The following is a 13,671-nucleotide window of genomic DNA, read 5'->3' as shown; positions in this document are numbered from 1 at the left end:
GGTGTCCGTCATGCCCGTCCTTCCTGTCCTTCGCTGAACCAGCCGGCGATCTCGAGCGCCCAGTAGGTGAGGATCACGTCGGCGCCCGCGCGCTTGATGCTCAGCACGGACTCGAGCACCGAGGCCCGGCGGTCGATCCAGCCGTTGGCGGCGGCGGCCTCGATCATCGCGTACTCGCCGGAGACCTGGTACGCCGCGACGGGCACGTCCGAGCGGTCCGCGACGCCGCGCAGCACGTCGAGGTACGAGCCGGCGGGCTTGACCATGACCATGTCCGCGCCCTCGGCGAGGTCGAGGTCGGCCTCGCGCAGGCCCTCGCGGCCGTTGGCCGCGTCCATCTGGTACGTGCGCCGGTCGCCCTGCAGCGCCGAGTCGACCGCCTCGCGGAAGGGCCCGTAGAACGGGCTCGCGTACTTGGCGCTGTAGGCGAGGATGCTCACCGACTCGAAGCCCGCGTCGTCGAGCGCGTCGCGGATCACCGCGACCTGGCCGTCCATCATCCCCGACGGCGAGACGACCTCCGCGCCGGCCTTCGCCTGCGCGACCGCCATGGCCGCGTACCGGTCGAGCGTCGCGTCGTTGTCGACCACGCCGTCCGGCGTGAGGACCCCGCAGTGCCCGTGGTCGGTGAACTCGTCGAGGCACGTGTCGGCCATGACGACCGGTCCCGGCCGGCCGGTCTCCTGCTCGACGGCGGCGATCGCCTCGCGCGCGGCGCGGATGCCGCGCTGGAGGATCCCGTCGGGCGCCTCGGCCTGCGAGCCGGTCGCGTCGCGCACCGCCGGGATGCCGAAGAGCATGATCCCGCCGAGGCCCGCGCGCGCTGCCGCGGCGACCGCGTCGCGCAGCGTCTCCTCGGTGTGCTGCACCTGGCCGGGCATCGAGCTGATGGGCGCCGGCTCGGTGAGTCCTTCCTTGACGAACAGCGGCAGCACCAGGTCGGCTGCGTGGAGCCGGTGCTCGGCGACGAGGCGGCGCATGCGCGGCGTGGCGCGCAGACGGCGCGGCCGGTAGACGATCCCGGAGGTGCTCACGGGTGCTCCCTTCTGGTGTCAGAAACCTGGTGGGCCAGAGCCCACCGGGTTTCTGACAGGACGGTGGTGACGGCGGCGGCGAGCGCCTCGTCGGTCGGGTGCTCGGCGACGGCGGCGACGGTCAGCCCCGCCTCGCGCGCGGCCTCGGCCGAGGGCCGCCCGATCGCGACGACGGGCGCGCGCGTGCCGACCTGGCGCGCGACCTCCCGGGCCACGGACCCGGAGCTGACGACCACGACGTCGTACGCGCGCCGCGCGACGTCGGCCGGGAGGTCGGTGCGCACGGTGCGGTAGGCGGTGACGACGTCGGGCGTCCAGCCGAGCGAGGCGAGCCCGTCGGCGAGCGTGGGGCCGGCGAGGTCGCCGAGCGGCAGCAGCACCCGCCCTTCTCGCGAGCTGTCAGGCTCACGCCCGGGTATACCGCGGCCTGGCCCTGACAACTCGGTGAAGGCGGCGACGAGGCCCGCCGCGGACGACTCGCCGTCGGGCACGAGGTCCACGGTGACCCCGACCGTCTCGAGCGCGCGTCGCGTCGCCTGCCCGACGGCGGCCCACCGAGCCGCCCGCGAGCTCGCGTCGAGCGGAGCACCGGTCCGGGCCCCGGCCGCCACGAGCGCGTCGACCGCGTTGACGCTCGTCACGGCGACCCACGCGTACGCGCCGGCCGCGAGCGCCCGCACGGCCTCGTCGAGCGGGGCGGTGTCCTCGACCGGGGCGCGCTCGACCACGGGCGCCACGACGACCTCGGCGCCCGCGTCGTGCAGGCGCCGGGCGAGGCCCGCGGCCCGCGCGGGTGCGCGCGGCACGAGCACGACGGGCACGCTCACGCACCCTCCGGGTCGTCGGTGCCGGTCGGGGAGTGCAGCGGAGCGCTGTCGACCCGGCGCGAGGCGCCCGTGGGCAGCTCCGGGCTCGCGGCGGACGTGCCGGGACGCAGCGGTGCGAGCCGGTCGGCGCCGTCGGCCAGCAGCGCCTCGGCCACGCGCTCGCCGAGCTCGGTGGCGACGGCGTCGAGCGCGGCGGTCGACATCTCGGCCGCGAGCTCGACGCTCGCGCGGTGCTTGAGCTGCTCGGTGCCGTCGACGCGCGCGACGACCGCCCCGAGGTGCAGCGCGCCGTCCTCGACGCGCGCGTACGCCCCGACGGGCGCGGCGCACCCGGCCTCGAGCCGGGCCAGGACGGTCCGCTCGGCGATCACGGCGACGCGCGTCGCGCGGTGGTCGAGCGCGGCGAACGCGCGGGCGAGCGCACCGCCGTCGGGGGCGCCCGGCTGCAGGTCGGCCGTGCGCGCCTCGACCGCGAGCGCCCCCTGGCCCGGGGCGGGCGCGACCACGCCGGGCGGCAGGACCTCGGTGACCACGTCGGTGCGGCCCAGCCGGGTCAGCCCGGCGTGCGCGAGCACGACCGCGTCGAGGTCGGCCTCAGGTCCGAGCGCGCGGGCGAGGCGCGTGTCGACGTTGCCCCGGATGTCGACGATCTCGACGTCGGGGCGCGCGGCCTTGAGCTGTGCCGCACGCCGCGGCGAGCCGGTGCCCACGCGGGACCCGCGCGGCAGCGTCTCGAGCGTGAGACCGTCCCGCGCGCACAGCACGTCGCGCGGGTCCTCGCGCTCGGGCGTCACGACGGTGAGCTCGGGCGGCTGGGTCGTGGGCAGGTCCTTGAGCGAGTGGACGGCGACGTCGCAGCGGCCGTCGAGCAGCGCCTCGCGCAGGGCCGTGACGAACACGCCGGTGCCGCCGAGCGACGCGAGCGACCCGGTCTTCACGTCGCCCTCGGTGCGGATGCGCACGAGCTCCACGGGCCTGCCCAGGAGCTCGGTGAGCCGGCGCGCGACCATGCCCGACTGCGTCATGGCGAGCGCGCTGCCCCGGGTGCCGAGGCGCAGCGGTGCGGTTCCGGGCTCTGCGGGGGTGCTCACCGCTCCAGTCTCCCCCAGGGCCCCGGGGGACCCACAACCCGGGGCGCGGGTCGAGGCCGATCTCACACCCGCCGTCCGACCTCGCAGGACGGGAGCGAGGCGTCAGAGCCCGGCGACCGCGGCCTGCGCGTGCGCGACGATCGCCGCGAGCCCGGTCCCGGCGACCCACCCGCCCGTCACGGCGAGCCCCGGCGTGTGCCCGACGGCGGCACCGAAGGCCGCGACGTCGGCCCGGTAGGCGGGGGTCGGCGGGGGGAGGGCGCCGTCCCAGCGCTGCAGCAGGTGGTCGCCGACCCGGTCGGTGAGGTCGACGCCGAGCAGCACGGAGGCGTCCCGCGCGGCCTCGTCCGGGGTGGGGGGCACGGTCTCCTCGCCGATGCGCCCGTACGACAGCCGGACCACGTGCACGCCGGCGCCCGCGGCAGCCTGGACGCGCTCGGCGAGCCACGGCCACTTCGCGGTCGAGTGCGTCAGCGCCTTGGCCCGCACGCCGGGGCGCTCCCCGCCCGGGGCGCGGCGCGACGTCGGGCCCTCGTCCGGCGCGACGAGCATCCCCGACCCGCGCGGTGCGGCGTCGAGCTCGGGCGCCTCGAGCAGCAGCGTCGCGAGCCAGACGTCGGCGCCCCGCTCTTGCCGCGGCACCGGGACGCCCGACGCGCCGAGCCACGGCGCGACGAGCGGCGCGAGCGCCGAGGTCGCGACGACGAGCCGCGCCGCCTCGACCCGCCCGCCGGCGGCCGTGCGCACGACCCACGCGCCGTCGTCGGCCCGCTCGACCGCGACGACCTCCTGGCGCAGCCGCACCGCGGTGTGGATGGGACCGGTCTGGTCGACGCGCGGCGAGTCGACCCACTCCTCGGCGCTCGCGGCGATCTCCCCGGCGAGGGCCTCGACGAGCGCGTGCATGCCGCCGTCGACGCCGCGCACGGCCGAGCCGGCGGGCGCGGCGGCGCGCAGGGTGCCCACGGCCTTGGACAGCGACGCCTCGAGCCGGAACGCCTCGAGCAGGCCGGGCGCGACGGTCGCGACGTCGAGCCGGTCGAGCGGGGCCGAGTGCACGCCCGCGGCCACGGGTGCGACGAGCCGCTCGGTCACGCGGCGGCCGAGGCGTGACCGCGCGAGCGTGCCGAGGTCGGTCGTGTCGGCGACGAACCGGGGCAGCACGCGGTCGAGCGACGCCCGGGCGACCCCGGGCCAGCCGACCGCGCGGCGCACGTCGCGCGCCCACGGCACGGACGGGATGCCGAGCACGCCCGCCGCGGGCAGCGGGAACGCGCGCCCGGCGGCGTAGCCCCACGCCGGCCTGGCCGCCGGCTCGACGACGCGCAGCCCGAGCTCGGCCGCGAGGCTCGCCACGGCCGTCCCGCGCGCGGCGAACGACTCGGCGCCCAGGTCGAGCGGCACGCGGGGGAGCGCCGCGAACGCCCCGCCGCGCACGGGTCCGCCGACGCGGTCGGACGCCTCGAGCACGACGACCCGCAGCCCGCGGTTGACCAGCGTGTACGCGGCCACGAGCCCGCCGACGCCGCCACCGACGACGACGGCGTCGACCTCCTCGGCCGGTCGCTCGGGGAGGGTCACAGGGAGTGCACCAGCTCGGTGACGCGCGTCAGGACGGTCGGGTCGGTCTCGGGCGGCACGCCGTGGCCGAGGTTGAGCACGTGGCCCGGCGCGGCGGTCCCGCGCGCGACGACGTCGCGTACGTGCGCCTCGAGCACCTCCCACGGCGCGGCGAGCAGGGCCGGGTCGACGTTGCCCTGCACGGGCACGTCGGGGCCGAGCACGGTTGCGGCCTCGTCGAGCGGCGTGCGGTAGTCGACGCCGACCGCCCGGTGGGTGAGCCCGGCGTCGCGCAGCACGTCGCGCATCGCGGCCAGGAGGTGGCCCGTGCCCGTGCCGAAGTGGATCCCGGGGACGCCGGTCTCGCTCCCCGGCACCCGCAGGTCCGCGACGTGGGCGAGCGCCCGCGTGGACGACGGCGCGACGTGCGCGGCGTAGTCCGCGAGCGACAGCGACCCCGCCCACGAGTCGAAGAGCTGCACGGCCGACGCGCCCGCGAGCACCTGGGCGCGCAGGAAGCGGCCCGTGAGGTCGGCGGTCCACTCGGTGAGGCGGCGCCACGTGCCGGGGTCGGCGTGCATGAGCGTGCGGGCGGCGAGGTGGTCGCGCGACGGGCGGCCCTCGACGAGGTACGCGGCGAGCGTGAACGGCGCTCCGCCGAACCCGATGAGCGGCACGCTCGTCCCCTCCTCCTCGTCGAGACCGGAGACGGTCAGCGTCACCGCCTCGCGGATCGGCTCCAGGGACGCGTCGTCGAGGTCGCGCTCGACGAGCCGCGCGACGTCGTCGGCCGTCCGGTACGGCCGGTCCATGACCGGCCCGACGCCGGGCTGGATGTCCACGTCCACGCCGGCCAGCCTCAGGGGCACGACGATGTCGCTGAAGAAGATCGCGGCGTCGACCCCGTGCCGGCGCACGGGCTGAAGCGTGATCTCGGCCGCGAGCTCCGGGCGCAGGCACGACTCGAGCATCGCGATCCCGTGCCGCACCTCCCGGTACTCGGGCAGCGAGCGGCCCGCCTGGCGCATGAACCACACCGGCGTGCGCTCGGGACGGTCACCCCGCAGCGCCCGCACGAGCGGCGATCGGGCCGTCCGCCCGTCGACCAGCGGGTGGTCGGCCGGCAGCGGCTGGGCAGGGGCAGGCGTGGGGGAAGTCACGGTCCACGATTCTGCCCCCAGCCGTGAGGGCTCTTAAAGTGGGAGCACTGTGGTTCTCCTCTCCCTCACCGCCTCCCACCGCGAGCTCGACCTCGACGCCCTCGAGCGGCTGTCGACCGGGTCGGCCTCCGTGGGGCGCACCGTCGTGGGCACGTGCCGCCCGGTGCAGGGGGCCGTGGTGATCTCCACGTGCAACCGCTTCGAGCTGTACCTCGACGTCGACGCGCCGCTCGACGGCGACGCCGTGCGCCATGCGACCCGCCACGTCGCGGCCCTCGTCGCCGAGAGCTCGGGCGTGACGCCTGAGGTCGCCGCCGAGTCGTTCACCGTGCGCACCGGGCCCGAGGTCACCGAGCACCTGTTCGAGGTGGCCGCCGGCCTGGACTCGATGGTCGTGGGGGAGCGCGAGATCGCCGGCCAGGTCAAGCGCGCGCTCGAGGTCGCGCGCAAGGACGAGACCACGTCCAAGACGCTCGAGCTGCTGTTCCAGACGGCGTCGCGCACGTCGAAGCGCGTCGGGCACGAGACCGCGCTGGGCTCGGCGGGCCGCTCCGTCGTCGCGCTCGGGCTCGACCTCGCGGGCGAGCAGCTGCCGCCGTACCGTGCGGTGCGCGCGGTCCTCATCGGCACCGGCTCGTACGCCGGGGCGTCCGTCGCGGCGCTGCGGGCGCGCGGCTGCGACGACGTCCGCGTCTACTCCCAGTCCGGCCGCGCGCAGACGTTCGCCGCGTCGCACGACGTCGAGCCCGTCGACGACCTCGTCGCCGCGCTCGCCGACGCCGACCTCGTCGTCTCGTGCTCCGGCGCTCGCGGGCGTCGCGCCGCGTCGGGCGAGATCGTGCCCGACGTCGCCACGTCCGCCGGCGGCCTGCGCCCGGAGGCGTCGCTCGAGTACGTGCTCGACGCCGCGGCCGTGGTCCGGGCGCGCGAGCGTGCGGCCGCCCGCGCCGGCGACGAGCCCGAGCCCGCGCCGCTCGTCATCCTCGACCTCGCGCTGCACCGCGACGTCGACCCCAGCGTGGCCGACGTCGAGGGCGTCCTGCTCTTCGACCTCGGCACGCTCAAGGCGCACGCACCCGCGATGGCGCGTGCCGTCGTCGGGCACGCCCGGGCGATCGTCGACGACGCCGCGCGCCGGTTCGAGGAGACGCGGCTCGGCCGCGCCGCGGACGAGGCCGTGGTGGCGCTGCTCGACGAGGCCGAGGTCGAGGTGCGCGCCGAGATCGACGCCGCCGTCGAGCGGCTCGCGGCCGAGCTCGCCCCGCGTGGCGAGACGCCCGACGAGTCCGACGTCGAGGCGATCGCGCGCAGCGTGCGCCGGCGCGTGCACGCCCGCCTCCACGACAGGATCACCGCGGTGCGCGCCGACGCGCTCGCGCGGGCCCGCGCGGCCGAGGCCGAGGTCGTCGCGGTTGCCGAGCATCTCCTCGGTGACGGCGACCTCCTCGCGGCCGGCGTCGACGAGAGCGCCGACGCGCCCTGCTGACCGCCCGTCTCACGGGTCGGCGCTCCGGCGGTGGCCGGTCGACGGCGGGTCTACCGTGAGCCCGTGCGGCTCGGCGTGATCGACATCGGCTCCAACACGGTGCACCTGCTCGTCATGGACGCGCGGCACGGGGCACGCCCCGTCGCGCAGGCGTCGGACAAGACGACGGTCCGTCTCATGCGCTACCTCGAGCCCGACGGATGCATCTCGGACGAGGGCGTCGCCGCGCTGACCGAGGCCGTCGAGCGGGCCGCCGAGGTAGGGCGCAAGCACAAGACCGAGGCCACGATGGCGCTCGCCACCTCCGCGCTGCGCGAGGCGACCAACGGCCCCGAGGTGCTCGCCGCGCTGTCTGAGCTGGCCGGGGTGCCGATCGAGGTGCTCTCGGGCAAGGACGAGGCGCGGCTGACCTTTCTCGCCGCTCGCCGCTGGTACGGGTGGGGCGCCGGGCGCCTCCTCCTGCTCGACATCGGCGGCGGGTCGCTCGAGATCGCCACCGGCGTGGACGAGGAGCCCGACGTCGCGCTCTCGCTCCCGCTCGGCGCCGGCCGCATGACCCGCGAGTTCCTCTACGACGACGACCCGCCCGAGCCCCGCGACGTCGACCGCCTGCGCAAGCACACCCGCGCGGTCCTCGAGGACGCCGTCGGCCCGGTGCGCAAGGCGCCGGCTCCCGACCACGCGGTCGCGACGTCGAAGACCTTCCGCTCCCTCGCCCGGCTGGCGGGCATGCCGCGCGACGTGCTCGGTCCGGGGACGCGGTGGCGGATGCTGCGCGCGCACCTGGAGGACTGGGAGCCGCGGCTCGCGCGGCTCTCGTCGACCGACCGCACCGTGCTGCCCGGCATCGGGCCGGGACGGGCGCTCCAGATCGTCGCGGGCGCCGTCGTCGCCGAGGAGGCCATGCGTGCGCTCGACGTCGAGGAGGTCGAGATCTGCCCCTGGGCGCTGCGCGAAGGCGCGATCCTTCAGCACCTCGACCGCCTGTAGAACGGTTTTTCACCCGCTTGACCAGGGACTTCACCCGCTCTCCCCGGTCCTGAAACCGCTGTCCGCTGCCACTGTGCACTGAGGACGGCCCGGGTCTTCCCTGCTGCGCGCAGACCGCGCGCGGGCCTCGGGCACGTCGCAGGAGGACGAGCATGCGACACGCACGGAGCAGCAGCAGGACGGCGGTGTCGATCCGCCGCCGGCCGGGCTCGGCGAGGCGGACGGTTCACACGGTTCTCGGTGCCGCTCTCGCGGCGGTCCTGGCCACCGGCAGCCTCGCGGCGGCGGCGCCCGCGGTCGCCGACGACGAGGCGGTCGTCGGCGCCACGGAGGTGACCGAGGAGCCGGCCACCCTCGACGCCGCGACGACGGAGGAGCCGTCCGCGCCGGCCGAGGAGGCTCCCGCCCCCGAACCTGTCGAGAAGCCGGCACCTGTCGAGGAGCCGGCACCTGTCGAGGAGCCGGCCGAGCCCGCGCAGGAGGAGCCCGCGCCCGCCGAGCCCACGCAGGAGCCGGCCCTCGCCAAGGCCGGTGCCAAGCAGGCGAAGGACGAGGCCGTGCAGGCGAAGGACGAGGCCGTGCAGGCCGACGCGGCCGACGAGGTGGCGACGCTGGGCGACACCGTCGGCCCCGGGCCGGCCGCGGGCGACTTCCTCACGCCGCACTTCCGCGCCGCACACCCCGACAGCTACACGACGGAGACGGTCGGTGCCGCCGACTCGTCGAACGTCGTCACCCAGCTGACGAGCGCGACCCGCAAGTTCGAGTGCGGCGACACGATCGTCTACTACCAGATCATCCCGGTGAGCCCGGGCGCCCCCGCCGGGGAGTCGACCATCACCGTCACGACACGGTTCGACACACGCTTCGGGGGGAACACGCAGGTCGGCATCACCGACGTGACCGTCTTCCTCGCGAAGGACGACTCGGGTTACGTCGCCGACGACGAGGAGACGATCACCGGCACGTCGTTCTCGGGGACGTGGTCGAGCGGACAGATCAACGCCGTGAGCACGATCGACGACGTCGAGGCCGGCGAGACGATCGTGGTCGAGTACCACGCGACCCTCACGTGCGGGAACCCTCCCGGCAACGTCACCGGCAACCTCCACGCGCGGACGATGAGCATCACCGCGTCGCAGAACGCCGGGGCCGGCCCGACCGGCTCGCTCGGCGGCGTGGGTGCCGAGACGGTGCCCCTCTTCGCAGACGCGGTGCTCGTCGCGCTCGAGCCGCAGGACCCGACGGTCACCCAGGCGGTCTGCGAGGACGGTGAGCTGACGCCCCCGACGCTGACCTTCGCGAGCGGGCCGGCGGGCATCACCTACTCGGCGGTCCCCGAGCCCCCGTACGAGCCGGGCCAGTCGGTGACCGTCACGGCGACCCTCTCCGCGGGCTTCGTGTGGCCCGCGGTGATGCCGACGGGCTGGACCACGACGTCGGCCACGACGGCCACGTTCTCGGTGACGTTCGACCCCAACCCCTGTACGCCGGTGGTCCCGGCCGCGCCGACGCTGACGCAGGCGGTGTGCGTCGCCGGTGAGCCGACGGTCCCGACGCTGACCTTCGCGGTGACCGAGGGCATCACGTACACGGCGGAGCCCGAGGGTCCGTACAGCCCCGGGCAGACAGGCACGGTGACCGCGACGCTCGAGGACGGCTTCGTGTGGGGCGACCTGCCGGCCGGCTGGGAGGAGCTGACGTCGACGACGGCCGAGCTCGACGTCACGTTCGACCCGAGCCCGTGCGTCCTGGTCGACCCGGTGGCGCCGACGCTCACGCAGGCGGTGTGCGTCGCCGGTGAGCCGACGGCGCCGTCGCTGAGCTTCGCGGAGACTCCCGGCATCACGTACACGGCGAACCCCGAGGGTCCGTACGTCGTGGGCCAGCAGGTCACGGTGACGGCGCAGCTCGACACGGGCTACGGCTGGGACGGTGACCTGCCTACCGGGTGGGTCGAGGTGGACGCGGACACGGCGACGTACACGTTCACGTTCGACCCGAACCCGTGCGTCCTGGTCGACCCGGTCGCGCCGACGCTCACGCAGGCGGTGTGCGTCGCCGGTGAGCCGACGGCGCCGACGCTGAGCTTCGCGGAGACTCCCGGCATCACGTACACGGCGAACCCCGAGGGTCCGTACGTCGTGGGCCAGCAGGTCACGGTGACGGCGCAGCTCGACACGGGCTACGGCTGGGACGGTGACCTGCCTACCGGGTGGGTCGAGGTGGACGCGGACACGGCGACGTACACGTTCACGTTCGACCCGAACCCGTGCGTCCTGGTCGACCCGGTGGCGCCCGCGCTGACGCAGTCGGTGTGCGCCGGCGGCATGCCGAGCGCTCCGACCCTCCAGCTGGCCACGACCGAGGGCATCGAGTACTCCGTCGTGCCGGGCGGCCCCTACGTCGCCGGGCAGCAGGTCACGGTCACGGCACAGCTCGACACGGGGTACGGCTGGGACGGTGACCTGCCCGCCGGGTGGGTCGAGGTCGATGGGGACACGGCCACGTACACGTTCACCTTCGACCCCAACCCCTGCCAGCCGGCGGTCCCGCAGGCTCCGGCGGTCACGCAGTCCGAGTGCGTCGAGGGTGAGCCGACGGTCCCGACGCTGACGCTCGCCGAGACGGCGGGCATCGACTACTCCGTGGACGCCGAGGCCCCGTACAGCCCGGGCCAGACGGTCACCGTGACCGCCGAGCTCCAGACGGGTTACGAGTGGGGTGACATGCCGACCGGGTGGGACGAGATCGACGCCACCACGGCCGAGTTCCAGGTCGTCTTCGACGGCAACCCGTGCACCCCGACGAGCCCGGTCGCGCCCGAGCTGGTGCAGTCGGTGTGCGTCGCGGGTGCGCCGACGGCACCGACGCTGACGCTCGCCGAGACGGTGGGCATCGACTACTCGGTGAACCCTGAGGCGCCGTACGTCCCGGGCCAGACGGTCACCGTGACCGCCGAGCTCCAGGCCGGGTACGAGTGGGGCGTAATCCCTGGCGACTGGGACGAGGTCGACTCGACGACTGCGACGTTCACGGTCACGTTCGACCCGAACCCGTGCATCCCTACGAGTCCGGTCGCGCCCGAGCTGGTGCAGTCGGTGTGCGTCGCGGGTGCGCCGACGGCACCGACGCTGACGCTCGCCGAGACGGTGGGCATCGACTACTCGGTGAACCCTGAGGCGCCGTACGTCCCGGGCCAGACGGTCACCGTGACCGCCGAGCTCCAGGCCGGGTACGAGTGGGGCGTAATCCCTGGCGACTGGGACGAGGTCGACTCGACGACTGCGACGTTCACGGTCACGTTCGACGCGAACCCGTGCCAGCCGGTGGTCCCGGGGCAGCCGGACGTCACCCAGGCCGTGTGCGTGGACGGCGTGCTGGTCCCGCCGGTGCTCGACCTGCCGGACGACACCGCGGCCATCTCCTACGAGGCCGATCCGCCGGCGCCGTACGCGGCGGGACAGACCGTGACGATCACCGCCACGCTCGCACCCGAGGGCGTCGAGTGGGGCGACCTCACCGGCACGGGCTGGACGCCGACGTCGACGACGACCGCCACGTTCTCGATCACGTTCCTGACGGTCGAGTGCGAGGAGGTCACGCCGGTCGCCCCGACGGTGACGCCCGCGGTGTGCGTCGGCGGCGAGTTCACCGCGCCGACGCTGACGCTGCCGGACGACACGGCGCAGGTCTCGTACGAGGTCAGCGCCCCCGAGCCGTACTCGATCGGTCAGACCGTGACGGTGACGGCGACGCTGGCACCGACCGGTGTGGCGTGGCCGGACGAGCTGCCGGCCGGCTGGATCGAGCAGACCCCGACGACGGCGACGTTCTCGGTGACCTTCACCGGCGAGGACTGCGTGCCGGTCCTGCCGGCGGTGCCGCAGGTGACCGAGGCGGTCTGCGTCGGCGGGCAGCTGACGCCGCCGCAGCTCGACGTCCCCGAGGACACCGAGGTCATCACCTACGAGGCGGACGCCGACCCGGTGTACGCGCCGGGGCAGACCGTCGTCGTCACGGCAACGCTGATCGCGGACGGCGTCGAGTGGGGCGACCTGGAGTCGGCCGGCTGGGAGCGGGTGTCCGCGACGGTCGCGACCTTCACGGTCGTCTTCGCCGAGGTCGAGTGCGAGGAGGTCATGCCGATCGCGCCGACCGTCGAGCAGTCCGAGTGCGTCGCGGGTAAGGCGACCGAGCCCATGCTCACGCTCGCCACGGGACCGGAGGGCGTCACCTACGAGGTCGACATCGAGGCCCCGTACGAGCCGGGCGACGTCGTCCTCGTGACGGCGACGCTCAGCGACGGGCAGGCGTGGGGCGCGATGCCCGCCGGCTGGGATCAGCTCAGCCTCACGCAGGCGACGTACGAGGTCGTGTTCGGCGAGTACCCCTGCGAGCCGGCGAGCCCGGTCGAGCCGATCGTCGACGAGGCGGTCTGCGTGGGCGGGGAGCTGTTCCCGCCGATGCTCACCGTCCCCGACTCCGAGGGCATCGTGTACACGGTCGACGCCGAGGCGCCCTACGCCCCGGGCCAGACCGTCACGGTGACCGCGGACCTCGAGCAGGGCTTCGAGTGGGGCGAGGTCGGCGAGGGCTGGGAGATCGTGAGCTCGACCCGGGCGACGTTCACCGTGACCTTCGCCGAGGTCGAGTGCGAGCAGGTCATGCCCGTCTCGCCGACCGTCACGCAGTCCGTCTGCCCTGAGGGGCAGCCGACGGCCCCGACCGTCGTCCTCGCCGACGACACCGAGGCGATCTGGTACCTCGCGCTGCCCGAGGGGCCGTACGCCCCGGGTGACGAGGTGCTGGTCGTGGCGGTCCTCGAGGACGGCTTCGCCTGGGCCGACGACATGACGGCGGGATGGGAGGTCGTCGACCCGATGACGGCGGTCTTCGTGGTCGAGCTGGCCGGCGACCCGTGCATCCCGGTCGGCCCGGCCGCACCGACGGTCACGCAGTCGCAGTGCCCCGACGGCACGGTGACGCGCCCGACCCTCACCCTGCCGACGACGGCGGGAGTCGCCTACACGGTGAGCCCCGCGGACCCGTACTCGGGCGGTCAGACGGTGACGGTCACGGCGGTCCTGGAGGACGGGTACGCCTGGGAGATGCCTCTGCCGGCCGGCTGGACGCTCAACTCGCCGGCGGCGTACACGGTCACGTTCGCGGCTGACGCCGAGTGCCCGAAGACGCCGGACAAGGCTCCGCCGCTCGCGAAGACCGGTGCGTCGGACGTCGGCACGTTCGTCGGCCTCGCCGTCGTGGCGATGCTGCTCGGCGGGTTGCTGCTCTTCGTGGCCCGGCGACGGGACGTCATGAGCTGACGACCCCGAGCACCGCACGCAGCCTGCCCCGCCACGGTCCAGCCGTGGCGGGGCAGGCTGCGTCGGCGTTCGACGTGCACCACATGTTTCGCTCTGTCCTCGAAATTCACCCTGTGCCGCCCGTGTCCGCCCGGGTCGCTTCAGGCGCTCGACCGGCGTGCTCCCAGGAACCGTGCGACCGTGCCGACGCTCGTGC

General features: G+C 75.1%; 8 protein-coding genes. 3 read left to right on the top strand and 5 right to left on the bottom strand.

Annotation, left to right across the window (positions count from 1 at the left end):
* Positions 1–8 precede the first annotated feature (8 nt).
* From hemB to hemE, 5 genes are all read right to left on the bottom strand, one after another.
* Entirely contained in the window at positions 9–1,034 is a 1,026-nt protein-coding gene (gene hemB, locus ISOVA_RS14455; protein ID WP_013839938.1) for a porphobilinogen synthase, read from the bottom strand.
* Positions 1,031–1,861, bottom strand: coding sequence for a uroporphyrinogen-III synthase (locus ISOVA_RS14450; protein WP_013839937.1), 831 nt, complete (start codon positions 1,859–1,861; stop codon positions 1,031–1,033). The genes hemB and ISOVA_RS14450 overlap by 4 nt, the downstream gene beginning before the upstream one ends.
* The gene (gene hemC / locus ISOVA_RS14445) at positions 1,858–2,952 is read right to left on the bottom strand and encodes a hydroxymethylbilane synthase (RefSeq protein WP_013839936.1); all 1,095 of its coding nucleotides are present in this window, start codon (positions 2,950–2,952) and stop codon (positions 1,858–1,860) included. The genes ISOVA_RS14450 and hemC overlap by 4 nt, the downstream gene beginning before the upstream one ends.
* Positions 2,953–3,054: 102 nt before the next feature.
* On the bottom strand, positions 3,055–4,533 hold the full coding sequence (locus tag ISOVA_RS14440; RefSeq protein ID WP_013839935.1) for a protoporphyrinogen/coproporphyrinogen oxidase: 1,479 nt from the start codon (positions 4,531–4,533) through the stop codon (positions 3,055–3,057).
* Positions 4,530–5,672 carry a uroporphyrinogen decarboxylase gene (hemE, locus tag ISOVA_RS14435; protein WP_013839934.1) on the bottom strand — a complete coding sequence of 381 codons (1,143 nt, stop codon included), beginning with the start codon at positions 5,670–5,672 and terminating at the stop codon, positions 4,530–4,532. The genes ISOVA_RS14440 and hemE overlap by 4 nt, the downstream gene beginning before the upstream one ends.
* A gap of 49 nt (positions 5,673–5,721) precedes the next feature.
* Here hemE and ISOVA_RS14430 point away from each other — a divergent pair, with 49 nt between their 5' ends.
* From ISOVA_RS14430 to ISOVA_RS14415, 3 genes are all read left to right on the top strand, one after another.
* Positions 5,722–7,158 carry a glutamyl-tRNA reductase gene (locus ISOVA_RS14430; protein WP_013839933.1) on the top strand — a complete coding sequence of 479 codons (1,437 nt, stop codon included), beginning with the start codon at positions 5,722–5,724 and terminating at the stop codon, positions 7,156–7,158.
* Between the two features lie 63 nt (positions 7,159–7,221).
* Positions 7,222–8,148: a Ppx/GppA phosphatase family protein gene (locus ISOVA_RS14425; protein WP_013839932.1), complete on the top strand. Its 927-nt coding sequence runs from the start codon at positions 7,222–7,224 to the stop codon at positions 8,146–8,148.
* Between the two features lie 152 nt (positions 8,149–8,300).
* Positions 8,301–13,475 (top strand): InlB B-repeat-containing protein, encoded by a 5,175-nt coding sequence (locus ISOVA_RS14415; RefSeq protein ID WP_013839931.1) that lies wholly within the window; start codon positions 8,301–8,303, stop codon positions 13,473–13,475.
* Positions 13,476–13,671: the final 196 nt, after the last annotated feature.

This window comes from Isoptericola variabilis 225 (genome assembly GCF_000215105.1).
Lineage (GTDB): Bacteria > Actinomycetota > Actinomycetes > Actinomycetales > Cellulomonadaceae > Isoptericola > Isoptericola variabilis_A.
The sequence above is the reverse complement of the archived record's forward strand: the minus strand, read 5'-3'. Positions and strand labels throughout refer to the sequence as shown.

Bases quoted from the DNA above. Each gene is read 5' to 3' on its own strand.
- ISOVA_RS14415 (WP_013839931.1), top strand. From the start codon at position 8,301: ATGCGACACGCACGGAGCAGCAGCAGGACGGCGGTGTCGATCCGCCGC.